Source organism: Selenomonas sp. WCT3, from assembly GCA_900100835.1.
GTDB lineage: Bacteria > Bacillota > Negativicutes > Selenomonadales > Selenomonadaceae > Selenomonas_A > Selenomonas_A ruminantium_E.
Genome location: FNCM01000005.1, coordinates 89,809 through 113,750, shown reverse-complemented (window position 1 = coordinate 113,750; position 23,942 = coordinate 89,809). Strand labels below are relative to the sequence as shown.

Sequence of the window (23,942 nt, the reverse complement as noted above, 5' to 3'; positions counted from 1 at the left end):
GAGAAAAATAAAGGTTGTATACTATGGGAAGCAAATGACCTTTTAGGAAAAGGAGTGTTTAAACATGGGATGGATGAATAACTTAAAGGTGGCTTACAAGCTGCTGATCTTAGCGGTAGTGGCCGTTATCGGCATGAGCTTTATCGGCTGGAATGGCTACTCGGCTGTCACGAAGGCACAGCGGGATATGGAAGTGATGTATGAAGGCACGGTCAAGGGTATCGATGCGGTCGGCAAGGCCGGCTATGGGATCCGTTATGCCCAAGGCATGGCGGTTATTGCAACGACGGTCAAAAACAATCCGCAGCGGCTGCAGGATCTCAAGGGCAAATATGAGGCCGGCGTCAAAACGGTAGATGACAGTATTGCTGCCTATGATGCAATCCCGCATAAAATTGCTGGCGAAGAACCAATCATGGACAAAGTCAAGAAAGATTGGGCCGCTTTGAAGACGAACCTTGGCGAAGCGGTGGCTTTAAGCATGGAAGGCAAGAACGAAGAGGCGTTGGCTCATTATGAGAAAATCGGATCGCCGCTGGCAGCAGCTTTGGGAAAGGAACTAGGTGAACTGTCAGAGCTCAACAGCAAGCATGCCGAGGAGCTCAATACGCAGAATGATATTGACTCAGCTGCGGCTGTTCGCAATACGATCATCCAGCTGCTGGTCACGCTGATTGTACTGATTGCCTGCGCACTTTGGATCACGAAGGAAATCACGAATCCGCTCGAAAAGATGATGCTGTCCCTGAATCGTCTCGAGGGCGGTGATTTCAGTGATCATCCGCGTACCATCATGCGTGGTGACGAGTTCGGCCAGATGGCGGATAAAGTGGCGTCGGTACGTATGAACCTTAACAAACTCATGCGTAATGTCAGCACGACGGCAGAACAGCTGGCGGCTTCTTCGGAAGAACTTACGGCAAGTTCGCATCAGTCGGCACAGGCTTCGGAGCAGGTCGCACAATCCGTTACCAATGCAGCTGGCACCGTGGCGGAACAGCAGCAGGATGTGGGCGATACCATTGCGGCCATCGATAACACGGCTGAGGCTATCGGCCGTTTGAATCAGACGGCTCAGCGTGTTTCGGATCATGCGACGGTTACCAATGATGCGGCAACCAGCGGCAATGAATCCGTTAAGGTAGCGGTAGAACAGATCGAAAGCGTAGCTCGTATCGTTAATTCTTCGGCGGCTACGGTAGATAAACTGGGGCAGAGCTCTCAGGAAATCGGTCAGATTGTGGAGGCCATTTCGGCTATTGCCGAGCAGACCAACCTCCTGGCACTTAATGCGGCTATTGAGGCAGCTCGTGCCGGTGAGCATGGCCGCGGCTTCGCCGTCGTTGCCGATGAGGTAAGAAAGCTCGCCGAGGAATCCCAGGAGGCCGCTCAGCGCATCACGAGCCTTATTAATGGTATTCAGGGCGATACGGCTGAGGCTGTTCGCTCCATGCAGGAAGGCAGCCAGGCAGTCAAAGAAGGCACCCAGTCGGTTGAAGAGCTGCGGGAAAACTTCGCTCGCATTCGTGAAGCCGCACTCAGCATGGCAGAACAGGCCAAGGTTATGTCCAATGAGATTAAGGCTGTTTCGGATGAAACGGTTGTGGTGAAAGAGAAATCCGATGGCATTTCCCGCAAGGGCGGCATGGTAGCTTCCGAGATGGAGAGCGTATCGGCTGCCTCGGAACAGCAGTCGGCATCGGCTACGGAGATTGCGGATGCCAGCACGTCCCTGGCTAATCTGGCCCAGGGCTTGCAGAATTCGCTGCAGCAGTTTAAATTCTAACGAAATAGAAACGAAATCCCCCGATGGAGCAGTACATTCCTGCCCCATCGGGGGATTTTTTTAGTAAAATTTGTTGTAACTTTAAGAAAGAAATAATCCATCTTTTGTAAGATAAACAATGGATTAAATGTTTTTATAACAGGAATATGAGGTGAATGTGATGGTAGAAAACAAGGAGAAATTTGATTGGGAAGCTGCATTAGAATCGGTGGATTTTGCCCAGCATAACTATGGCGCGTATCGTTAAGGCAGGGAAGAATATGAAAAAATCAGTAAGAGGTGTTTTGATTGGCTGCCTGCTGCTCACCACTACGGTCACTTCGGGCTGTTCGGTGTGGGAGACTTTTGCCATTGCCCGGGCGGTGGTAACGGCGGAGAAAATTGCTTCCCGGCATGATGATTTGCCGAAGAACCCGCCGGTAGAGTATCGAAACTACACAGCCAAAGTCCTTCGTCAGAAGGATGGGAAGGGTTTGTCGGTAGATTTGCCCTTTAAGCTTGATTATGCATCCCTGCCTGCCGACGGCACTGTTAAGAATCCCGAACGATATTATCATCATGAGGACCGTTGCTTTGTGGATATCTATCATGGTACCATGGCGGACCCAGGGCAGAAGATACCCTTTAACCTGAAAAGTTTCATGAAGTCTTATAAGGATGCGGACAAGCTGCATCCAGTGCTTAAGACCTGTGAGAAGCGAACCGTAAATGGTCAGGAAATGACTTATGCGGTAATCAAAGTCAATGGGGAGCAGGATAAGCAAAAGATGGAATGTCTCGGTGTTTATGCTGGCAACGATTTTTGGATCATCAGTTACGGCTATAAGGAGGACGATACCAAGGCGGCGCAGATGGTGGAGCGGTCCATGAAAAGCGTGAAGCTTTTATAAGAATAACAGCAAACGTCACGGAGAAGATTTATCCGTGGCGTTATTTTTTTGGGAAAAATTTAATCATTAAAAGATTAGAAGGAGATTTGTCTCCTGTCACGAAGTTTACAGACGGAAAATCCTCATAGAGGGGATGTTTTGTCAAGGTATCAAGTAGTGAAAAGGAGGATATCGATGAAAGGTTCAAGACAAGCTGGTTTTTCGTTGCTGGGAATTATGATTGCCATGGCGATTTTGGCTATTTTGGCTACGATAGCCGTGCCAAAATTTAATTCAGCTATTGCCATGGCTAACACCACCAAGGTCAAGGCAGACTTGACCACCTTGGATTCGGCTATTGCCATCTACGCCACCCAGACCGGGCGCTGGCCCGACCATATTGAGGATTTGTCCGATTATGTGGCGGACTTGGCGAAATTAAAGCCACCCCAAGGTAAATGCCAGCTGAAGAATGGCAAGGTGGTGACTATTAGCGCGGAAGCCTATGAAATAAAAAAGGAGGCTTCCGCAGTAGAGCTCGAGGGGGCAGATTGCCGGGCGGCCTGCAATGGCTATACGGCAGGAGATTTTGGCAAATGATGGGAAAGGAGTTTGTCTTTGTCTTGGCAGGCTTGTGGCTGGTCTGGCGGTTAGGAGAATTGGCTTTGCTGGATATCCACTGTGGTCTTTTATACGACCGGCTGGTTCTGATTGTGGCCCTATCGGCAGTTTATCCTTGGCTTTTGGGGATGAATTCCTTGGATGATATGCTGGCAGGTGGCCTTTTCGGGAGCGGGCTCCTTTGGGGGATACGCTGGCTAAGCCGCGGCGGTATGGGCTGGGGGGATGTGAAGCTAGCCGGTGCCATTGGCCTTTGGCTGGGAGTTAAGCTCATGGTGATGGCACTGCTATTGGCCTTTTTGCTAGGCGGCATTGTTGCCCTGGGGTTGTTATTCGGGCGGGGGTATTCCTGCTCGGCGAGGATTCCTTTTGGTCCCTTTTTGGTGGCAGGGACCTTGGCGGCTTACTGGTTCGGCCGAGAATGCTGGCAGTGGTATGAGGGGCTGTTATGAAGAAACAGGAGAATAAGCAGCAGGCAGGCTTTGTGCTGATGGAAGTGTTGATGCTCATGGCCATTATGGCGCTCCTGGGGCTGGTGGCGATACCGTCGGCCATGCAGTTTTATCGGGAGGCGGCCATCGAGTACGAGACGGAGCATTTGCTCTCAGACCTTCGTCGGACGCAGTCCCTGAATCGGCTGATTGAAGGGGCAAATCACGGCTTTTACGTCCGGGATGGCGTGGTCAAAAAGGCTGTTATGGAAATTCGTAGCGAGGATTACTGTGTGACGGTGAGCAGCAGCCAGGAGGAGACCAGCATGTCCCATCATTATTTGCCACTGGTGCGGGTGAGTCGCCAGTGGAATGGGACGAATGTTGACAGCGGCCCGATTACCTTTAAGGACAATGGCGAACTGAAAAATGTCGGGCTGGGTATGATGACCCTGCTCATATGCTGTGAAGGCTGGCCCCAAGAGGGGCGGAAAATCATGATTAGCAAGGCGGGGCGAATCCGTGTGGAAAGGGTGAGCTGGTGAAGCGGGGAAAACAGCAAGGGTATATTTTGCTGGAAGTGGTGGTGCTAAGTGTGGTGGTCTTGGCCATGGCGACAAGCCTTCATTTGTTCCGGCAAGCCCAAGTGGTGATGCAGCAGGATTCGGCACGGCTGGCTGGCGTGTTTTTGGCTCAGGAGGAAATGGCCCGGTTAGAATGGGCCATGGATCAGGATAGCCTCGCGGAAGGCCAGTATGGCTGGTTGGGGGAGGCAGGGCTGCTGACTCAGGAAAATGCTTCCTTTGTCGTGGCGGCCAGCGTTCGGGTCGAAACGGCCGATATTTGGCGGGCACAGGTGTCGGTGGATTGGCAAGTAAATGGCAAGGCTGGCGCCCTTAGTTATGAGCGCCTGTTGTGCCGGCATCAACCGCAGAAAGGAATGAGGACATGAACGAAGGCAAGGGGCAAAGGGGGATTATCCTGCTGGAGATCGCCATATCGCTGCCCATAATGATGCTTTTGCTGACAGCGGCCGTGGCTATGCTGTTGCTCAGCCTTCGGAATTACTTTCGGGTGCTGGCTGATGCAGAACTTCATCAGGAAATGCAGATTGCCTTTACCCGGATGGTTCAGGACTCCACCGAAGGAAGGTACATAACGCCCTATCAGCAAAATTATCCAGGGATAGAGATTCACAAGCGCTGGTATGCGCTGCGGGATTATAACGGCAGTACCGATCTATGGAATTTTTATTGGATTGCCGAAGTGCGGGAGCGGAAGAAATTGATTTGGGGCGCAGATCGTTCCGCTCCCATGACCGGGGATTATTCTCTGGCGGGGGTGGAGATTCATGAAATCGCTGGCGAAGAGCAGGCGGCATGTCCGGGACTTTATGTGCTTCGGCTCACGGGGCGAAGTGTACTTACCAATCATTACTATACCCTGTCGACAGCCGTCTATTTGCCGATGGGAGAAGGGGAGGCAAAGCATGGGGGAGGATAGACAACAGGGGGCCGTTTCGCTGCTGCTGCTTTGCATGCTGCTGGTGGTGATGGTCTTTTCCTTTGGCCTACTATATTTTATTCGGGCCGGGCAGCAGGCTAATGACAGCTATGCCTGTGAGACAAGGCTCCGGCTCGCGGCAGAAAGTATGGTGGAATTGGTGGCCCTGCGGATTGAGCAGAATCCGCAGCTTCCTTCGTCTTGGCCGGAAGACAAGGTGGTGGATATTAAATTGGCGGCGATGCATTTGGCGGAGGTGGCACCGCCGGAGGGGGTGGCCTGGAAGGCTGGCGGCATCAAGCGCAGGGATAAACTCTATTTGCTAGGCTATGCAAAAAATAACCGAAACAAGAAGCCTTGGGAAGAATGCCGGCTGGTCAAAGGGGAAATGCAGAAAGTGGGGGAGCGGTATGTTTGGCTTGGTTGGGCGCCTTAAAGATCGTTTGCAGATAAAGTGGCGCCATATTATTGGCGTGGCGATTCAGGATGATGGTTCGGTGTGTTTGCTTGAATTAATTGAAGGAACGGAAGGAAATGGTTGGCAGGTGAAGGAGCGGATGGAATTGCCAGCGGAAGCTGGCGGTGACCTTTGGGGGCAGGCCAATCGGATTGCCGCAAAGCTGGCGGCAGCGGGGCTGTCGGATATCCCCGTGGTGCTGTTGGCTAAGAAAGAAGAGGAGCATATGCTACCGGTGCCGCCAGGAATGACGGAAGGGGAGCGGCAGGAAGCCGCTTACTGGGAACTTGATGTCCGTTTAGCGGCAAAAGGACTGGAACGTGAAGATTATGCGGCCGCGATTTGTTCGCTGCCCCAGAACCCTAGGCTTTGGGGCGGCATTGTGCGCCGGGAGTATTTGGACGAGGTGCGGGCGGCCTTTGAACAGGCAGGAGTTAGGCTGATAGATGTTTTTATTACGCCGGACACCGAAATGGGAAAAGCTCTTTGTAGGGGAGTGAGCTATTGGCAAAAACAGGGGGGCAGGAAATGGGGCTGTGCGCTTCTTCACCAGCAGGAATCGCCGGTGGAGTGGAACTGGCCGGTTATGGCCGCTATCGTAGCTGGCATGGCGATTTTTTTGAGCTGTGCCGTCATCGGTTGGGATTCTTGGATGCTTTATGCGGCTAGGCAGGAAAATTGGTCAGCCAAGCAGGAAATGGTTCGCCTGGCCTCGGAGCAGAATAAAATGAAGCTTTTAGAACGCATCGGGCAGGAAACAACGGGAAAGGAAAAACTCTTGCAGGAATTATCGGCGAAAACTATTCCGTGGTACAGCGTGCTGGTTCATTTGGGCAGCCGGACGGTGGAGGGGGTATGGCTGGAACGGTTGGAGTTTGAGGGCCGCAATAAACTTCATTTGACAGGCCGGGCCGCAAGTTATGAGGCCGTGGCTGCCTTTGTCCAAGCCTTCGAGGAGGACAGGGATTTCTTTCCCCAGGGGGCCGTGCTGGAATCCTCCGGCGAGGCGGAAAAGCAAAGTCCTCAGCCAGAAGGGGATGGAAGCATATCGTTTCAGCTCAGCATAACCTTATGAGGGGGAGGATGGATTGGATGGTCAAGATGATTGGGATGGATTGGCTGCAGAAGGCTAAAAAGCCAAAGGGGAAAGAATGGCTGTTGCTTTCTCTTGGCATTTCGCTGCTGTGTTTCGCATTGGTTTATTTTTTTGTTCATGGGCCAATGCAGGCGCGAAGGGAACAGGCACAGACAGAAGCTTTGGCTATGCGGCGGGAAATCCAGGCGGTGGAAGCCTATAGGAAGGCCCATGCGGCAGAACCTTCCTACGAAAAGGATTTATTGGCGCGGCAGGCTCGGGCCGATCAAGCATTGCCAGACCGCTTGGAGCAGGGGGTGTTTTTAGGAAAGTTGCAGCAATTGGCCTTTCAACACAAAATCAAATTGACTCAGGTGGCACCAAAGGCGGCAGTGGTGCGAGATGGCTTACAGGTCATGCCGGTAGAGGTGAGGTTTCGCAGCAGTTATTTCGAGTTGTTGTCCTTTTTGCGCAGTTTGCGGGAAGATGATCGTTATATTCAGGTGGCGCGGACAACGGTACAGGAAAAGGATGGTGCCCTCAATTGTCAGCTGGAACTACGGATTTATGCGGTGAAAGAGGGCTCTTGAGGAGACAGGAGAAGAAAAAGTTTTTGATAAATGGACAGGGATTAGCTCTAGAAGGACTTGATTTATATAAAACGATAAATTAAACTAGTAAATAAAGAAATTTGAAATCCTGCGAGGTGTATCCTGTTATGAGTATGTTACGTTTTATGACGGCCGGAGAGTCCCATGGACCCTGTCTGACCGCTATCCTCGAAGGCCTGCCAGCGGGCTTGAAACTTGATGTTGAGGCGATTAACCGCGATTTGGCGCGCCGCCAGCAGGGCTATGGCCGTGGCGGACGTATGAAAATCGAAACCGATCGGGTGGAAATTGTCTCGGGGGTTCGCTTTGGCGAGACCCTGGGGGGGCCGGTGACGCTGCGCGTCGTCAATAAGGACTTCGAGAATTGGACGGACCGCATGGCGGTGTTTGGGCAGCCGGCAGGGGCGAAGGTAACGGCGGCAAGACCGGGCCATGCCGACCTTACGGGAGTCAAGAAATACAACCGGCAGGATGTGCGGGATATTCTGGAGCGTTCCAGCGCTAGGGAGACGACTATGCGGGTGGCTGTTGGTGCAGTCTGCAAGGAGTTTTTGCATGCCCTTGGCATTCAGGTTGTATCCCAGGTGACCAATATCGGTGGGGTGGAAGTTGACCCGTCAAAAGTCAATCGTCATTTGCTGGGACCGGAGACGGAGTCGGAGCTTAACTGCTTTGACCCGGCTGCCGAGGAGAAGATGAAGGCGAAAATCGATGAGGCCAAGAAGGCTGGCGATACTCTGGGAGGCATCTTTGAGGTAACGGTTCGCGGTCTGCCCGCAGGTCTTGGCAGCCATATCCAGTGGGACCGCCGTCTCGACGCCAAAATTGCCGGTGCTATGATGTCGATTCAGGCGATAAAAGGCGTGGAAATTGGTGCAGGGTTCCAGTGTGCGATTTTGCCGGGCAGTCAGATTCACGATGAGGTATTCCTCGATGAGGAGGGCGAAGTGTTCCGCAAGACCAATCGGGCAGGGGGCCTTGAAGGCGGCATGACCAACGGCGAGGAAGTAGTGGTCAAAGCGGCCATGAAGCCCATTCCGACGCTGATGACGCCGCTTCGTTCCATCGATATCGAGAGCCGGGAGGCAGTTCTAGCCTGCAAGGAGCGCAGTGACACTTGTGCCGTGTCCGCCGCTTCGGTGGTGGGCGAGGCCATGATGGCCTTCGTCATGGCTGAGGCCATCTGTGATAAGTTCGGTTCTGATGCCATGGTGGATGTAAAAGCTTCGCTGGAAGCGTATAAAAAACGCATCGGAAAGGACTGGTAACATGAAAAATGTGATACTTATCGGTTTCATGGGAACCGGCAAGACCAGTACCGGCAAGATGCTGGCCAGTAAGCTTGGCTGTGCCTTTATCGATATGGATCAGAAAATCGAAGAGGAAGCTGGCAGGCGCATTCCGGAGATATTTGCCCAGCAGGGGGAGGAGCATTTTCGCCAGCTGGAACGAGAGTTGGTGGAACGGCTCTCAGCCCGGCGCAATGCGGTGATTTCCACCGGTGGTGGGACGGTCAAAAATCCCGCTAATGTGGCTGCCTTTAAAAAGAGCGGCATTATCATTTGTTTAAGTGCCAGCGTGGATGCGGTGCTGGAGCGCACGAAGCGTCATGGTACCCGGCCGGTGCTGGATCAAGCCGACCAGGGAGATCGTCGCAAGGCAGTGGAATCGCTGATGGAGGAACGGAAGACTTTATACCAGCAGGCAGACTTTACCATTGACACCAGTGATTTGTCTCCCTTGCAAGTGGTTGAAAATATCGTGCGTTATTTAAAGACGAGAGGTGTACTCCATGCGTGAAGTCCGAGTAGAGTTAGGGGAAAAAAGTTATAGCATTTATATTGGCTATGACCTGGATGAAAAGCTGCGTTCCTTTGTGAAAAATGCTGCCTTTTCGAAAACGGCAATGGTGATTACCGATACCAATGTGGGCCCGCTTTATGGCGAGAAAATCGTAAAACTGCTGAATGAGGCGGGGCTGGAGGCGGCGCTGGTGACGGTCCCTGCTGGCGAAAGTTCCAAGAGCCTTACCGTGGCCGAAGGTCTCTATACCAAGGCCATTGAACTGGGGCTTGACCGTAAGTCGCCGATTTTTGCTTTGGGTGGCGGCGTAGTCGGGGATTTAGCCGGCTTTATCGCGGCCACGTATATGCGCGGTGTGCCCTTTGTGCAGCTGCCCACGAGCCTTTTAGCCCAGGTGGATTCAAGCGTGGGGGGCAAGGTGGCCGTCAATCACAAGCTGGGTAAGAATCTGATTGGTGCCTTTTATCAGCCTAAGGCCGTTTTTATGGACCTGGAACTCATGAAAACGCTGCCCAAGCGCGAAATCTATACGGGCCTTGGGGAAATTATAAAGTATGGAATCATCTACGACCGTGAGTTCTTTGACTTCCTCGAAGCGAATCAGCAGGCTGTGTTGGATTTAGCGCCTGAGGCCACAATCCATATGATTGCCCGCTCCTGTGAAATCAAGGCCGCGGTAGTCAGCCAGGACGAACAGGAAGCCGGCCTTCGCCGTATCTTGAACTTTGGTCATACCATGGCCCATGCCATCGAAAAGGAAACCGGCTATACGCGTTATAATCATGGCGAGGCCGTGGCCATTGGCAGCGTCGGGGCGGCAGACATCAGCTGTGAACTGGGCATGATTTCCCCTAAAGAGTTCCAGCGGGTGGTGCAGCTTACGGAAAATCTTCAGCTGCCGACTAAGGCGGAAGGCTGCACCGTGGATGCCATGTATGGGGATATTTTCCACGACAAGAAGACGGTGGCAGGCAAAGTCACTTGGGTGCTGATGGATGCTATCGGTTCCGTTGTTTGCCGTAACGATGTGCCCGCTGATGTGGTGAAGAAGGCCATGGGGGCACGGCTTATCCAGTGAGTTTTCAGCAAAATTTAATCTTGACGGGGTGTTGAAACGACCTTCCTTTTATGGTAAACTATCAGAGTATATGTGGGCGGTCCTCTGAGTAAGCCGTGAGTAATCACCAAAGTAGATGCTTGCCACGAACGTCTATAGAAGGAGGAAATATACAAATGAACATTATCGAGACTTTAGAGAAAGAACAGCTCCGTTCCGACATTCCGGCGTTTGCACCTGGTGACACGGTTCGCGTTCATGCGAAAATCGTCGAGGGTTCCCGCGAGCGTATCCAGATGTTCGAGGGCGTTGTCATCTCCCGCCAGGGTACGGGCGTTCGTGAGACGTTCACGGTTCGTCGTATTTCCTACGGCGTAGGTGTTGAGCGTATGTTCCCGGTTCATTCCCCGCGCATTGAGAAGATCGACGTTGTCCGCAAGGGTATCGTTCGTCGTGCTAAACTCTATTATCTGCGCAACCTTACGGGTAAAGCTGCTCGTATCAAAGAGAAACGCTAATTGGCGTAACGGTAGGGACTGCTTTTTAGCAGTCCCTATTTGTTTGAAATTTATTATGAGGAGGACACTGTAATGAGTTCATTAGGAGAAGAGGCTAAAGATTGGATTGTTTCGATTGTCGTGGCCGTCGTGCTGGCGTTTATCATCCGTCAGTTTGTAGTCGAGCTTTATATCGTTGATGGTCCGTCTATGCGGCCAACCTTGCAGTCTCAGGAGCGCCTCGTAGTCAATAAATTTATCTATCAGTTCCGTGAACCCCAGAAAGGCGAAATCCTGGTATTCCAGTATCCCCGTGACCCGAAGCGTGATTTCATTAAACGCGTTATCGCAACGGCAGGGGACACGGTGGAAATCAAAGATGGCCGCGTATTCGTCAATGACCAGCTCTTAAATGAGGATTACATTCTGGAAAAGACGAAGAGCGAATATCCGAAATCCACGGTACCGAAGGGGACGATTTTTGTCATGGGCGATAACCGCAACAATTCCGAAGACAGTCGTTTTGCTGACGTAGGTTTTGTTCCCCTTGACCTCATTAAGGGCAAGGCTATGATGGTCTTCTGGCCATTGGATTCCTTTAAGGCACTTCCGTAATGGGGAGGGTGAACCGATGAAATTTATTTCTTGGAACGTCAATGGCCTGCGGGCCTGCCTCAAAAAGGGCTTTATGGAGTCCTTTTGCAAGCTTGATGCCGATGTATTTTGCTTGCAGGAAACGAAGATGCAGCCGGACCAGGCCATCCTCGACCTGCCGGGTTATAAGCAGTACTGGAACAGCGCCGAGAAGAAGGGCTATTCGGGGACGGCGGTCTTCACGCGCATCGAGCCCCTTTCGGTAAGCTACGGGCTCGGCATCGAGGAGCACGACCACGAGGGCCGTGTAATCACGCTGGAGTTCCCGGAATTCTACTTTGTGACGGTCTATACGCCAAACTCCAAGCGGGAGCTGGAGCGTTTGGCCTACCGCATGGAGTGGGAGGATGCTTTCCGTGCCTATCTGCTTGAGCTTGACAGCAAGAAGCCGGTTATCGTCTGCGGTGATCTCAACGTGGCTCACACGGAGATTGACCTTAAGAATCCCAAGACGAATCATCACAATGCGGGCTTTACCGATGAGGAACGGGCTAAGTTCACGGAACTTCTGGACGCTGGCTTTATCGATACCTTCCGCACGCTGTACCCGGAGCGCACGGGCATCTACACCTGGTGGTCGTACCTGCGCAAGGCCCGGGATACAAATGCGGGCTGGCGCATCGATTACTTTGTGGCATCAAAACGCCTCAAAGACTGCATCGCTGATGCGACTATTCATAATGAAATATTTGGCAGTGACCATTGCCCCGTGGGCTTGGAGCTCAAATAAAACAAACGGCAGCAGCAATCTTATCATAGGATTGCTGCTGCCGTTTTTGACTGGTCAATTTTGACTTGTCAAATGCTGACATGTCAGATTTGACCGGTCAATTTTGTGATATTGACTTTGACATCGTAGAAGGTGCTGCCATCGTCTTTGTCGGTGGTGCGGGCATGGGTCAGCTGGTTGGTGTTGCCGGTTTTTGTCAGCGTGTTCCACCAGACGCCCTCGCTGACGACGCGGCCTGGTTGGGTGCGTGCCGATAGGGTAAGCGTAAACTGCGCACTTCCCTGGGCATTGCTGGCCTGCACGGTATCGCCTTCGCAAAGGCCCAGGCGCTGGGCATCGTCTGGATGCATCAAAAGCTCCATAATATGGCCCCGGGTAAGTTCGGGGCGCTCGTTAAAGGAGCTGTCGAGGATGCGCGGGTCCGGGGCGTTGATCAGCAGGAATGTTTCGGTGTCGTTGGCATAATGGGGCGGACGGTAGTCGGGCAGGGCTGGCTCGATGGCGGGATTTTTGATTTCGATTTTGCCTGAGGGTGTTTTAAAATCGAGTTTGTAATTATCGGGCAGAGGCAGGTCGACTGGCTCGCCGTTTGCTAGTTTTGCTTTGTCGACAGGCAGAGGCCAGGCGGTGTCGGTGCTGGCGATGAATTTATCAATCAGTTCCGCTTCCGTCTGCTGGAAGAAGGTATCGTCGATGCCCATGGCCTTGGCCAGTAGCGAGAAGACCTGCCAGTTGGCTTTGCTTTGGCCGACCGGCGGAATGGCGGCATCGCCGCGCTGGACGGTATAGTGGCCGTAAGAATAGTAGATGTCGTCGTGCTCCAGGGAAGTCGTCGCAGGCAGAATGATATCGGCATAGCGGGCCGTGTCGGTCATAAAGCGCTCGTGGACGACGGTGAAGAGGTCCTCGCGCAAAAGCCCCTGCTGGACGAGGGCCTGCTCGGGAGCCGTGCAGGCAGGGTTGGAGGAATAGACATAAAGGCTCTTGATGGGGGGCGCTAGTTTTTCATCCGTCAGGGCTTGGCCGAGTTTTATCATATTGATATGGCGGACGCCACCCTTTTCCTTTTCGGGGCGGCGGATGATGCTCTTGTCAAAGGCATGACTGCCCGAGGCTGAGGTCAGCAGGCCGCCGCCAGTATGGGCATAGGCGCCGACGATGGCGGGCAGGCAGGTGATGAGACGGGAGGTCATCGCGCCGTTGCCGTAGCGGGATTGGCCACTGCCGAGGCGGATGAAGGGGGCCCGGGCGCGGCCGAAGGCCTTGGCAAGCTCCTCAATGGCTGCGGCAGGAACCTCCGTGATGGTTGCTACGTCAGCTGGTGAATAGCGGGGAAGGACGTTGTCGCGAAGTTCCTCCCAGCCCGTGACATATTGCTGGATGAATTCCTCGTCGACAAGTCCGTCGCGGCTAAGCACATGCATAAGGCCCAGGGCCAGGGCACCGTCGGTGCCGGGCTTCACGCAGGTGAAGTGGTCGGCATAGCGGGCCGTCGGCGTCTCATAGGTGTCGATGCACCAGATTTTGGCGCCGTTCTGGCGGGCAAGCTCCACATCGTGACGGAAGTGAATATCGGTGGCCAGCATGCTGATGCTCCAGAGAATGATGAAGTCACTGCAACCGGCCTCCTGGGGTGCCGTGGGCAGCGTGCCGCCCATGACGTCGCGATAGCCGCGCGATTTTGCCGGCGCGCAGATGGTGCGGTCAAGGCTCGTGGCGCCCAGCTGAAAGAAAAAGCTATGACCGGCGCTGTACTGAATTGTTCCCATGGTGCCAGCGTAGGAGTAAGGCAGGATTGCCTCAGCGCTGTACTTACGGATAATCTCCTTCCACTTGCTCGCGATGGTTTCAATCGCGGTGTCCCAGCTGATCGGTGCAAATTCCCCGCTGCCCTTGGGGCCGACGCGTTTGAGGGGCGTCGTAAGGCGTGCCGGCGAGTGCACCGTGCGCTCGTAGCGCGCCATCTTGGGGCAGAGCGTGCCGCGAGTATAGCTGTGGCTCGGGTCGCCCTTTACTTTGATAACTTCATCGCCCTCGGTATAGACAAGCAGCCCGCAGCAGTCGGGGCAGTCGTAGGGGCAGGCGGATTTCTTGATTTCCATGTGGACACCTCCATTGTGTTCATTACTCTCTATTATACGACAAGAAATTAATTATTGCGATGATAATAGTCCTTGTAAGGATGGATAGATTAGCAGGATAAGCAAACGGAATAAAAAGATAGTAGCATATTGGCCAAAATGTGTTTGGGCGAGTCCTGTGCCAATGGCTGGCTCCTTTTGCTACGCAATTCGTGATATGGCTTTATTTGATTACTATACGGTTAAATTGTATAATGAAAAACGTGCTATTAAATTTGATAGTATTCGCTAATTGACAAATCGGCGATTCAATGCGTAGAATTAGGATTTGTTTGGGAGAAAGTGGGGAAGAGACATGCAATGTAAACATTGTGGGAAGATAATACCAGATGATTCTGTATATTGTCAGTATTGTCGAGCAAAGACGGATGCTGTAATTAATCAAGTGGCAACAGTAGATGATGGCTATCAAGGGATAAGGTGTGTAAATTGTGGTTCACATGATTTGCAAGTTATTTCCGAAGTTCGTGGTACTGGCGTTGATGGCAATAAAGTTTGTGGATATGGTACTTTAGGATTTTTATCAGGTTGTTTGTGTTGTGGCATTTGTTCGCCTTTTATGGGAATGCTCGGGGCCCTTTGTGGTATGGATGGTGCTGGAGAAACAGAAACAGACACGTTATGGGTTTGTAAACGGTGTGGGAAAAAATTCCGGTTATGAGAGAAGAAAGCAAAATAAAGCTATGGTCGAAATCGATGGCTCTTTTTCGCAAATATTGGGGATGCCATCAATTACCGAATCGTAGTTTTTTTATAGGTAGTTATCAATTACCACTTTGTGCGCGTTGTACAGGGATATTGCTAGGAGAGCTAATAGCTATCATCATGGTAGCAGATAATTTTATTCTTTCTTTGGCGTATAACTTTTTGTTGCTTATCCCCTTGATTATGGATGGCAGCATTCAATTACTAACTGCGTATGAGTCAAATAATACCAAAAGGATTCTTTCTGGATTGTTGTTTGGATTTGGTTTAGTTGGACTACTATTTGAATCGATTGTAAGGATGTGGAATTATGTATTGTAGAAAATGTGCGGAGGAGATTCCTGAAGGTGGTTCGTTTTGCCCTAATTGTGGAGCAGAGGTGTTGTCCACAGGGGAAATGACACGAATACTACCGCAAAAAGTCGAGATTCAACGGACGAAACAATATTATGTTTCCTCAAAAAATAGAAATGTTGCATTGCTGTTAACATTTTTGGGCTTTTTTGGATTTGCTGGATTGCAGCGCCTTTATGTTGGCCGTATGGTTTCAGGAGCTATCTATCTATTTACTTTTGGTTTGGGGGGCTTGGGGACAATTTATGATTTTTATACGATAGCTAATGAGACTTTTAAGGATGGCGATGGATATCCATTGTATACGGATTCATCCATGAAGTGGAATTATCATCGGCGCGCTCTCAAGATGGATATCAGAATACCGATTGCTATTGTATTGGTATATATTGTAATGATTACAAATATGTTTGCTGACAAGTAATTATATATGCTATTGTGGTTGGGGCAGTCCTGCAATTATGTTGCTAGCTGTTGTGAGGGTGACGAAAGGGGATAGTAGGAGCAAGGCAGTGCGGAAAAAGTCTCGTGCCAATTTTTGTTTTTTATGGTAAAATGGTTGGTACGTGAGTTTGTAAGGGGGAAACCCTTTAGTAGCGAATAATGTGTTGGTATCAAAAATATATGACAATTGGAGGATTTACTTTGTCAGCATTAAGTGAAGAACTCAATAAAGAAATAGAAAAGCGCCGCACCTTTGCCATCATCTCCCACCCGGATGCTGGTAAGACGACGCTTACGGAGAAACTCCTGCTCTACGGTGGCGCCATCCATCTGGCTGGTTCCATTAAGAGCCGCAAGACTCAGCGCCATGCGGTATCCGACTGGATGGAAATCGAGAAACAGCGTGGTATCTCGGTCACTTCGTCGGTGCTGCAGTTCGACTACGACGGCTGCCGCATCAACATCCTCGATACGCCGGGCCATCAGGACTTCTCCGAGGACACCTACCGCACGCTGATGGCCGTTGACAGTGCCGTCATGGTCATCGATGTGGCCAAGGGCGTCGAGGCCCAGACCAAGAAACTGTTCAAGGTCTGCAAGCAGCGGAACATTCCTATCTTTACCTTTGTCAACAAGCTGGACCACTATGGTAAGGCTCCGATTGACCTTATGGACGAAATCGAAAACGTGCTGGGCATCCGCTCTTATCCGATGAACTGGCCAATCGGTCAGGACGGGCAGTACATGGGCGTCTACGACCGCCGCAACGACAAGGTGCTGCTCTTCGCTGAGGATACGACCCATGGTCAGGAGGCGCGCATCGCTGATGTCTATGAGCCCGATGACCCGGCAGTCATCGAGCGCGTGGGCGAAGATGTCTGGGAAGCTCTGCAGGAAGATTTGGAGCTCCTCAATGAGGCTGGTGAGGAATTCGATATGGAACTCGTCAATGCCGGTGAGCTCACGCCCATGTTCTTTGGTTCGGCCATGACGAACTTCGGTGTGCAGGACTTCCTGGAAGGCTATATCCGCATGGCGCCGATCCCGCAGCCCCGCAAGTCTTCAGAGGGTATGATTCCGGCCAGCGATGAGAAGTTCTCGGGCTTTGTCTTCAAGATTCAGGCCAACATGAACCCGGCCCATCGCGACCGTCTGGCCTTCATCCGCATTTGCTCGGGCAAGTTCGAGCGCAACATGGAAGTCTGGCATGAGCGCACGGGCAAGATGTTAAAGCTCGCTCAGCCCCAGCAGTTCCTGGCTCAGGACCGCCAGATTGTGGATACGGCATACCCGGGTGACATCATCGGTCTCTTCGACCCGGGTGTCTTTGGCATCGGCGACACGGTCTGCGATGCCAGCCATAAGTTCAAATATGCGGACTTTCCGGTATTCCCGCCAGAAAAATTCGCCCGCGTCCAGGCGAAGGATACCATGAAGCGCAAGCAGTTCGTCAAGGGCATCGAGCAGCTCACTCAGGAGGGCGCAATCCAGCTCTTCCAGCAGGCTGGCGCCGGTACCGAGTCCTATATCGTCGGCACCGTCGGCACGCTGCAGTTCGAGGTGCTGGAGTACCGTCTCAAGAACGAGTACAACGTTGACATTGAGATGAACATGCAACCCTTCGAAGTTGCTCGTTGGATGGCCTTCGAGGATGGCCGCGAAGTAACGCCGGCAGAGCTCAAGGGCGCGGACCGTGGCATGTTCGTCTATGATCGCAACCAGAATCCGGTATTGCTTCTTAGCAATGAGTGGGCCATCGGCTGGATTACGGACAACAATCCGGATCTCGTGCTCAACCACGTTCCCTTTGACAAGAAAGAAGCATAAGTTTTTTCGTTTCAACGATTCAAAAAGGTTCCAGCCGTTTGCAAGGGCAAATGGCTGGAACCTCTTTTTATTTCCCGTACAGGTTATGAAATTCTTCGGCGATGGTTTCGTAATTGGTGGGACGCACGCGGATGCCGTAGCCCACAAATACCGGCGGGGTGGCGAACCGGGGCATGAGCTTGACGTAGATGGTTTTGTCCCGATGATAGAAGAAAATGTTATAACTGTTGCAGCGCTTGTGAAAGTGATGGGTAAGATAGTCCGTGACGATTTGCAGATAATCGGCCAAAGTATCAAGGGATTGGTCGGTAAGCTTACGGACTATCAGATTGAACTCCCAAAAACCGATGCGGGGTTGGTCCGATACCGTCATGGTTACGTTGTTTTGGGCGTAGATGACTGGGCCGTCAAATTCCTCGGGAGAAACTGCAATCGCCACGGACAAGTTGGGGATTGCGATAAGCTGCATGTGGGGGTGGCGAATGGTGCCGCCGGACAGGGGGCCGAAGTTTTTGAAGAAGAGAACCTCCTGATATTTGCCGCAGTGGAGAAGCTGCCGCCAGTGCTGAATGCCAAAGCGGATGAGTTTTCGCATGTGTTCGGTGGTGTATTCGGGCATATCGCTGTGGCAGGCGTCGCCTTCAATCAGCACGAATTGGTCAGTTCCTTTCAGTACGTTGTATTTGTTGCGGACCAGCAGGATGGAGCCATCGCTGTCGATGATGTTTTCCAGGTTTTCGCGGTCGCAGAATGGGCAGTAATGGTCGGTGTGGACGATGGTTTCCGGTTTCTGGCGCCCCAGGGCCATATCGAATTCAAGCAGGTTGTGATTCATGATTGCTCCTTGCCGTTTTCGGCTGATGCCATAAAAAAATGTGGCATACCAAGGCTATAAATGATATAATTCATATGTTACGTACCAATATTATAGCGATATTGGTGAGATTTTGCAAAACGGGCATGCTGTCAGGTGCAGTATGCCTTTGTACATAGGCGGTGTTTCCAATTAGTAACCAGGAAGTAAAAGAAGAAAAGAAATCCAGCAAGGGGGAGTCCTTCCTTAAGGGAACCTTCATATTGACGGTGGCCGGTTTTGTGGTCAAGGTCATCGGTTCTTTGAACTGGATTTTCGTATCCCGAATCCTTGGCGGTGAAGGTATTGGTCTTTACCAGATGGCCTTCCCTATTTATTTCTTTGCCATGACGGTGTCGCAGGCTGGTGTGCCGGTGGCTATCTCCATCATTACGGCAGAGAAGGTGGCGTTAAAGGATATCTTCGGGGCAAGGCGCGTGTTCCACATCTCCATGGCGTTGATGCTGGTGACAGGCCTGGTATTCTCGTTTTTGACCTATTTCGCGGCGGATTGGCTTATCGATTGGCAGTTTGTCCGTGACCCGCGCGCTTATAAGTCCATTGTGGTGTTGGCACCGACGGTATTCTTCGTCACCTTGCTGGCGAGTTCCCGCGGCTATCTACAGGGTTGGCAGCGCATGACGCCGACAGCGGTTTCCCAGATTGTTGAGCAGATTTTTCGCGTCATTACCATGATTCTCTTGGCGGAGCTCTTGCTGCCCTGGGGCCTTGACTATGCATCGGCGGGTGCATCCCTTGGTGCGCTAGCGGGAGCGGTGACGGGCCTCATGGTGCTGGTCTACTTCCACTGGAAACTCGACCGGGACATTGAGCGGGACTATGGCAACGATTTGCAGCCTCTGCTGGGCAAGGAAAGCGAGCCGGCCTGGGATATCATCAAGCGCATCTTTAAGTTGTCCTTGCCGGTATCGGCAGCCAGCATCATGCTGCCGGTGGTCTCCAACCTTGACCTTATGATTGTGCCCCAGCGCTTGGAAGTGGCAGGCTACAGCGTCAATGAAGCCACGGAGCTCTTCGGTTACCTTACGGGCATGGCTGTGCCGCTGGTCAATCTTTCCTGCATCATCACGGCCTCCATGGCTATGAGCATTGTGCCGGCTATTTCGGAGGCTCGGGCCTTAAAGGACATGAAGCGGGTTTACAATCAGACGGCGGCTTCGGTTCGCATCTCCAATTTCGTCTGCTTCCCGGCCTTTGTCATCGTATTCGTGCTGGCAACGCCAATTTCGTCCCTTATCTACAATGCGCCTGGCGCTGGTCCGGCCGTTATGATTTCGGCAGTCAGCATCATTCTATTGGGACTGCATCAGGTATCCACAGGCATCCTGCAGGGCCTTGGCCATCCGACCATTCCGATGGTCAATATGATCTTGGCTGCGGTGGCCAAAGTCGTCCTTAACTGGGAACTTACCGCAATCCCCTGGCTCGGCATCATGGGTGCGGCCTGGGCTACGGAAGCCGATATGGGGGTCGCTGCCATCATCAATCTGATCTTCATCTACAAGTTCATCGGGTATCGCATGGAGATTCCCCAGCTGTTAAAGACTATCATCGCTTCGGCGGTCATGGCAGCGGCGGTCTACTTCTTCTACGATTGGACCATGGCCTGGTGGCAGATTGGGGTTATCTCGACCTTCGGTGCGGTGTTCTTTGGCTGTGCGGTTTATATCGCCGTTATGTTGCTGATTGGCGGCTTGCGGGAAGACGACCTGGAGCGTATGCCCATGCTCGGCCGTATTGGCATCAAGTTCCTGCGCCGTATCGGTGTTTTCAAGACGACGGCAAATTGATTCGATGAAACGAGCAGTACCAACCTGCTCGTTTTTTATAGGAGGAGAAACATTGAAAAAGCTGGTCCTTTTCTATAATCCAGTATCGGGGCATGCAGCCTTCAAGAATAAACTCGATAGTATGATTGAGGCCTTTCAGCGCCGCAACATTCTGTTGCTCTTGTATCGGACGAAAAAAGAAGGCAATGAGGATTTTGTCGATTTTGTCCGTGAGACCCAGCCGGAAGGGGTGCTGGCTGCTGGCGGTGACGGAACGGTTCACGAGTGCGTCAATCTGATGGTGAAAAACGGCATCGACCTGCCCCTGGGCATCATCGGCAGTGGTACGTCCAACGATTTTGCCACCTATCTCAAAATCAATGAGGACATGGAGAGGTATTTCGACATCATCGCCGCTGGCAAAGCCTGTCGCATGGACCTGGGCAAGGTGGGTGAGGACTATTTCATCAACGTGGCCAGCGCTGGCATGATGACAGGCATTGCCCACGAAGTGGACGCGCGGCTCAAAAATGCCATGGGCAAGATGGCCTATTATATCAAAGGCCTGGGCGAGATTCCAAAATTCCACGCCGTACCGCTGAAAATTGAAGCCGATGGCGTGCTTCATGAGCTGGAGGCTTTCCTGTTTGTGGTCATCAACAGCGCCGTGGTGGGCAGCATGAAAAATGTGGCCAAGGACGTATCGGTCACCGATGGGAAATTGGATCTGTTGGCTATCCGCAAATGCGGCGTGCCTTCCCTGATGGCTGTAACCGCTGACCTTATCGCAGGAAAGCCGGTGTCGGAGAAGGATAAGGTTCTGCACATTCAGGCAGAAACCTTCCGCATTGAAGCGGCAGAACCCTTGCAGAGTGATTTGGATGGAGAAATCGGCCCATTGCTGCCCTTAACCATCGAAACGGTGCCGCAGGCCATTGCGGTTTACTGTGATGGAAAAAGATAAGCAGAATGGTTAAGCGGGTGGTTGAAAAGTCAACCACCCGCTATTGCATTGCTGGTTTATTGTGTTTTTGCCTGCAGTTGACCGGTCAAATTGACAAGTCAAACTCCAGTTTTTGACGGTATATATGTGGTTGTTATCGAAAAGTACCAACCATGCTTTAAGAAAAGAAGCGTGGGGATTGTTGGAAGTCGTTGCGCTTTTTGTTTGTTTGCGGGGTAATCAGCTGGCGCAGTTCGGTGGACATGGTGTCAAGGGTAAGCTGTTGCTGCAGGGGCGATAAGGTGTCAAGGCCCTGGGCGCGCTGGGTGCTGGTTAGGTAGGCACTGGTTTTGGTGATGAGCGGAAGTGTTTCCGCTTTTTTTATGCGATGGAGTAAGTCGCGCCCGCGGTGGCCGCAGGCGAGTATGCGGGCGTAGAGCGGTCCGGACTTGTCGATAGTATCCAGTTGTGTCTGTGTGACGCCGAGCATTAGGTGGATGAGGGTGCGGGCGATGCGGCTTCGGGAATAGCGCTTGGTGGTGGCGGCAGCTAGGAGTTCCCCATAGGTTGTAGTTGTTTGCAGGCAGTTCCGCAAGCGGTTTTCCAGGCCTTCGTTGATACCGGCAAACTTGCCTAGGGCTTGGTTATCGGTGCGTAGCATTAGGGCCTGCAATGGCAGAAGCAGGCGGTTATGGTCTGGCAGCTGGGAGACTGCGAGTCGCTGGAGTGCGTCTAAGCTGGCTGGTGGTAACGACTGGCGCAGCGCGTGAGCGTCGTGTTCTGTTAGCTGGGCCGCGAGCAGTTTGCCGTCGGCGGCTCGCGCGGCGACAGCGGCTTTATGCAACAACTGTCGGATGGCTGTTGCGCTGGCGTTGGTGGCGCTGATGTCCTTGTCATGATAGCCGGCACCGGCCCGGGGAATCAATAGTGGCTTGATGCCGGGCGTTTTTTCCAGTGCCCGCAGGTACTCGATGGCAAGAATGTTGTTTGGCTCGTGCAAAAGGGTTGCGTCGGCACCGGCGGCCGTGGCGGTAAGTTCTGTAAGTGCTTGGGCGTAGGAGGCTCCGTCATTTATCCGCTCGTGCAGCTGTCTTTGGACGGCATCGGAGTCAATGGCCGCTGCAATGGTCTTGAGCGTGACTAGGGACGGGCATTCGGCGCCAAAGGCCAGCGTGTCGACGCAGCCAAGCCGCGTTAGCAGGCGTACGCCACCGCGGGCAAAGTCCTGGGCACTGCGGCAGGAGAAGGCGAAGGGCAGCTCAAGGACTAGGTCGCAGCCGCCAGCAATGGCCAGCTCGGCACGTTGCCATTTGTCGAAAAGCGCTGCCTGCCCACGCTGGACAAAGCTGCCGCTCATGACAGCAATGACGATACTTTTGGGATAGGTCTGGCGAATTTGTTCGATTTGATAGCGATGGCCGTTATGGAAGGGATTGTACTCGGCGATGATACCGGTAACGTGCATGACGATGCCTCCTGTGCTAGTTAACGAGAATAGGTTCTTTGTTTAGTTTAGCATTTGCGGGGCATTTGTGACAAGATTCCTTTGGGTCTGGGCGAGAATATGTTATACTTAAAGATACGAATGCGATTATAGCGCATGATATTTCGTACGGATATAGGAGATTGAAATAGATGGAAAAGAAAAAAGTAGTAGTGGCCATGAGCGGCGGTGTGGATAGTTCCTTGACGGCAGCGCTGCTTGTCGAACAGGGCTATGAGGTCATTGGCATCACCATGCGCCTCTCGGAGGAGAGCCGCGACTTTGATTGTAACGATCGGGGCTGCTGCAGTCTGGCCAGCGTCGACGATGCCCGCCGGGTGGCGGAGACCATCGGTATCCCACATTATACGGTCAATTTTAAAGAGGCCTTCCAAAAGGATGTTATCGATTATTTTTTGGCCGATTACGCCAAGGGGTGGACGCCAAATCCCTGCATTGCCTGTAATCGCTATATGAAGTTCGGTCTGCTGCTTGATAAGACGCTGGAGCTGGGGGCAGAGTTCTTGGCTACGGGGCATTATGCCCGTATCGAGCAGGAGGAAAACGGCCGCTTCGTTCTCAAGAAGGGCGTTGACACCCATAAGGACCAGTCCTATGCGCTCTATCATCTGAACCAGAAGACGCTGCGTCATTTTCTGCTGCCGCTGGGTGGCATGACGAAGGTGCACACCCGCGAATTGGCGGAGAAGTTCAATCTGCCGGTGGCCCATAAACCGGACAGCCAAGAAATCTGCTTTGTGCCCCACGACGACTACAAGGCCTTCCTGCGGGATAAGAATCCATCCTGTCTGAAGCCGGGCAATATCGTTGACCGTGATGGGAAGGTGCTGGGCCGTCATGACGGTGTACCGCTCTATACCATTGGCCAGCGCAAGGGCCTTGGTATTGCGGCACCAGAGCCCCTTTACGTGACGGAACTTGACATGAAGAACAATCAGGTAATCGTTGGCGGCGCCAGCGATGTCTATGCGGGTGGACTCATCGCCGGGGATCTTAATTGGATTGCCTTTGACGAGTTTACTAAGCCCTGCCGCTATGCCGCCAAAATCCGTTATGGCAAAAACGAAAGCATGGCCAGTCTCACCCTGCGCGAGGACGGCCGTTTGCAGGTGAACTTTGATGAGCCCCAGCGGGCAGTGACCCCGGGACAGTCCGTGGTGTTCTACGATGGGGATACCGTAGTGGGCGGCGGTGTCATTGAGGAAGCCTGTCGTCCGGTTTGCTAAGCCAAAGCAGGATTTTTCGCGAGCAGGTCGAATAGATACATTTGTGACTATTATGAGACAA

Annotated in this window: 26 protein-coding genes; 23 read left to right on the top strand and 3 right to left on the bottom strand. The window is 52.5% G+C overall.

Annotated elements, in window-relative coordinates; genetic code table 11:
• Window positions 1-64: 64 nt before the first annotated feature.
• The 16 genes from BLQ36_RS06300 (at window position 65) to BLQ36_RS06225 (ending at window position 12,094) form a co-directional block, all read left to right on the top strand.
• The gene (locus BLQ36_RS06300) at window positions 65-1,786 is read left to right on the top strand and encodes a methyl-accepting chemotaxis protein (protein WP_074514677.1); all 1,722 of its coding nucleotides are present in this window, start codon (window positions 65-67) and stop codon (window positions 1,784-1,786) included.
• Window positions 1,787-2,046: 260 nt separating this feature from the next.
• Window positions 2,047-2,676 carry a hypothetical protein gene (locus BLQ36_RS06295; RefSeq protein ID WP_074514676.1) on the top strand — a complete coding sequence of 210 codons (630 nt, stop codon included), beginning with the start codon at window positions 2,047-2,049 and terminating at the stop codon, window positions 2,674-2,676.
• Between the two features lie 174 nt (window positions 2,677-2,850).
• Window positions 2,851-3,255, top strand: a complete 405-nt coding sequence (locus tag BLQ36_RS06290) for a type II secretion system protein (RefSeq protein ID WP_074514674.1) — start codon at window positions 2,851-2,853, stop codon at window positions 3,253-3,255.
• Window positions 3,252-3,728, top strand: coding sequence for a prepilin peptidase (locus tag BLQ36_RS06285; protein ID WP_074514673.1), 477 nt, complete (start codon window positions 3,252-3,254; stop codon window positions 3,726-3,728). Before BLQ36_RS06290 ends, BLQ36_RS06285 begins: the two co-directional genes overlap by 4 nt.
• Window positions 3,725-4,252, top strand: a complete 528-nt coding sequence (locus BLQ36_RS06280; RefSeq protein WP_074514671.1) for a pilus assembly FimT family protein — start codon at window positions 3,725-3,727, stop codon at window positions 4,250-4,252. The genes BLQ36_RS06285 and BLQ36_RS06280 overlap by 4 nt, the downstream gene beginning before the upstream one ends.
• On the top strand, window positions 4,249-4,659 hold the full coding sequence (locus BLQ36_RS06275; RefSeq protein ID WP_074514670.1) for a hypothetical protein: 411 nt from the start codon (window positions 4,249-4,251) through the stop codon (window positions 4,657-4,659). The genes BLQ36_RS06280 and BLQ36_RS06275 overlap by 4 nt, the downstream gene beginning before the upstream one ends.
• On the top strand, window positions 4,656-5,210 hold the full coding sequence (locus tag BLQ36_RS06270; RefSeq protein WP_074514669.1) for a PilW family protein: 555 nt from the start codon (window positions 4,656-4,658) through the stop codon (window positions 5,208-5,210). The genes BLQ36_RS06275 and BLQ36_RS06270 overlap by 4 nt, the downstream gene beginning before the upstream one ends.
• The gene (locus BLQ36_RS06265; protein WP_074514667.1) at window positions 5,197-5,646 is read left to right on the top strand and encodes a hypothetical protein; all 450 of its coding nucleotides are present in this window, start codon (window positions 5,197-5,199) and stop codon (window positions 5,644-5,646) included. Before BLQ36_RS06270 ends, BLQ36_RS06265 begins: the two co-directional genes overlap by 14 nt.
• The gene (locus BLQ36_RS06260) at window positions 5,621-6,742 is read left to right on the top strand and encodes a PilN domain-containing protein (RefSeq protein WP_074514666.1); all 1,122 of its coding nucleotides are present in this window, start codon (window positions 5,621-5,623) and stop codon (window positions 6,740-6,742) included. The genes BLQ36_RS06265 and BLQ36_RS06260 overlap by 26 nt, the downstream gene beginning before the upstream one ends.
• A 17-nt stretch (window positions 6,743-6,759) precedes the next feature.
• A complete protein-coding gene (gene pilO, locus BLQ36_RS06255) occupies window positions 6,760-7,332 on the top strand; it encodes a type 4a pilus biogenesis protein PilO (protein WP_074514664.1) in 573 nt (190 codons plus the stop codon).
• 128 nt (window positions 7,333-7,460) lie between these two features.
• Window positions 7,461-8,621 (top strand): chorismate synthase, encoded by a 1,161-nt coding sequence (aroC, locus tag BLQ36_RS06250; RefSeq protein ID WP_074514663.1) that lies wholly within the window; start codon window positions 7,461-7,463, stop codon window positions 8,619-8,621.
• Between the two features lies 1 nt (window position 8,622).
• Window positions 8,623-9,153: a shikimate kinase gene (locus BLQ36_RS06245; protein ID WP_074514661.1), complete on the top strand. Its 531-nt coding sequence runs from the start codon at window positions 8,623-8,625 to the stop codon at window positions 9,151-9,153.
• Complete coding sequence (gene aroB, locus BLQ36_RS06240; protein WP_074514660.1) at window positions 9,146-10,234, top strand: 3-dehydroquinate synthase; 1,089 nt, start codon at window positions 9,146-9,148, stop codon at window positions 10,232-10,234. The genes BLQ36_RS06245 and aroB overlap by 8 nt, the downstream gene beginning before the upstream one ends.
• A 155-nt stretch (window positions 10,235-10,389) precedes the next feature.
• On the top strand, window positions 10,390-10,731 hold the full coding sequence (gene rplS, locus BLQ36_RS06235) for a 50S ribosomal protein L19 (protein ID WP_074514658.1): 342 nt from the start codon (window positions 10,390-10,392) through the stop codon (window positions 10,729-10,731).
• 72 nt (window positions 10,732-10,803) lie between these two features.
• The gene (gene lepB / locus BLQ36_RS06230; RefSeq protein WP_033169740.1) at window positions 10,804-11,325 is read left to right on the top strand and encodes a signal peptidase I; all 522 of its coding nucleotides are present in this window, start codon (window positions 10,804-10,806) and stop codon (window positions 11,323-11,325) included.
• A gap of 16 nt (window positions 11,326-11,341) precedes the next feature.
• Window positions 11,342-12,094, top strand: a complete 753-nt coding sequence (locus tag BLQ36_RS06225) for an exodeoxyribonuclease III (RefSeq protein ID WP_074514657.1) — start codon at window positions 11,342-11,344, stop codon at window positions 12,092-12,094.
• Between the two features lie 83 nt (window positions 12,095-12,177).
• On the opposite strand, the gene BLQ36_RS06220 is transcribed toward BLQ36_RS06225, so the two are convergent.
• Window positions 12,178-14,196: a molybdopterin-dependent oxidoreductase gene (locus BLQ36_RS06220; protein WP_074514656.1), complete on the bottom strand. Its 2,019-nt coding sequence runs from the start codon at window positions 14,194-14,196 to the stop codon at window positions 12,178-12,180.
• A gap of 334 nt (window positions 14,197-14,530) precedes the next feature.
• Here BLQ36_RS06220 and BLQ36_RS06215 point away from each other — a divergent pair, with 334 nt between their 5' ends.
• The 4 genes from BLQ36_RS06215 (at window position 14,531) to BLQ36_RS06200 (ending at window position 17,565) form a co-directional block, all read left to right on the top strand.
• Window positions 14,531-14,896, top strand: a complete 366-nt coding sequence (locus BLQ36_RS06215; protein ID WP_072022731.1) for a zinc ribbon domain-containing protein — start codon at window positions 14,531-14,533, stop codon at window positions 14,894-14,896.
• The gene (locus tag BLQ36_RS06210) at window positions 14,893-15,261 is read left to right on the top strand and encodes a DUF2085 domain-containing protein (protein ID WP_081342246.1); all 369 of its coding nucleotides are present in this window, start codon (window positions 14,893-14,895) and stop codon (window positions 15,259-15,261) included. Before BLQ36_RS06215 ends, BLQ36_RS06210 begins: the two co-directional genes overlap by 4 nt.
• Window positions 15,251-15,718: a TM2 domain-containing protein gene (locus tag BLQ36_RS06205; protein ID WP_074514655.1), complete on the top strand. Its 468-nt coding sequence runs from the start codon at window positions 15,251-15,253 to the stop codon at window positions 15,716-15,718. The genes BLQ36_RS06210 and BLQ36_RS06205 overlap by 11 nt, the downstream gene beginning before the upstream one ends.
• Before the next feature lie 221 nt (window positions 15,719-15,939).
• On the top strand, window positions 15,940-17,565 hold the full coding sequence (locus tag BLQ36_RS06200; RefSeq protein ID WP_074514653.1) for a peptide chain release factor 3: 1,626 nt from the start codon (window positions 15,940-15,942) through the stop codon (window positions 17,563-17,565).
• A gap of 67 nt (window positions 17,566-17,632) precedes the next feature.
• Here the strand turns inward: BLQ36_RS06200 and BLQ36_RS06195 are convergent, their stop codons facing one another.
• Complete coding sequence (locus tag BLQ36_RS06195; RefSeq protein WP_074514652.1) at window positions 17,633-18,400, bottom strand: DUF4931 domain-containing protein; 768 nt, start codon at window positions 18,398-18,400, stop codon at window positions 17,633-17,635.
• A gap of 161 nt (window positions 18,401-18,561) precedes the next feature.
• Here BLQ36_RS06195 and BLQ36_RS06190 point away from each other — a divergent pair, with 161 nt between their 5' ends.
• Entirely contained in the window at window positions 18,562-20,229 is a 1,668-nt protein-coding gene (locus BLQ36_RS06190; protein WP_074514651.1) for a putative polysaccharide biosynthesis protein, read from the top strand.
• Between the two features lie 52 nt (window positions 20,230-20,281).
• Entirely contained in the window at window positions 20,282-21,172 is an 891-nt protein-coding gene (locus tag BLQ36_RS06185; RefSeq protein ID WP_074514650.1) for a diacylglycerol/lipid kinase family protein, read from the top strand.
• 157 nt (window positions 21,173-21,329) lie between these two features.
• On the opposite strand, the gene BLQ36_RS06180 is transcribed toward BLQ36_RS06185, so the two are convergent.
• Complete coding sequence (locus tag BLQ36_RS06180) at window positions 21,330-22,616, bottom strand: nucleotidyltransferase family protein (RefSeq protein ID WP_074514648.1); 1,287 nt, start codon at window positions 22,614-22,616, stop codon at window positions 21,330-21,332.
• 170 nt (window positions 22,617-22,786) lie between these two features.
• Between BLQ36_RS06180 and mnmA the strand changes: the two genes are divergently transcribed.
• Window positions 22,787-23,881, top strand: coding sequence for a tRNA 2-thiouridine(34) synthase MnmA (gene mnmA / locus BLQ36_RS06175; protein WP_074514647.1), 1,095 nt, complete (start codon window positions 22,787-22,789; stop codon window positions 23,879-23,881).
• Window positions 23,882-23,942: the final 61 nt, after the last annotated feature.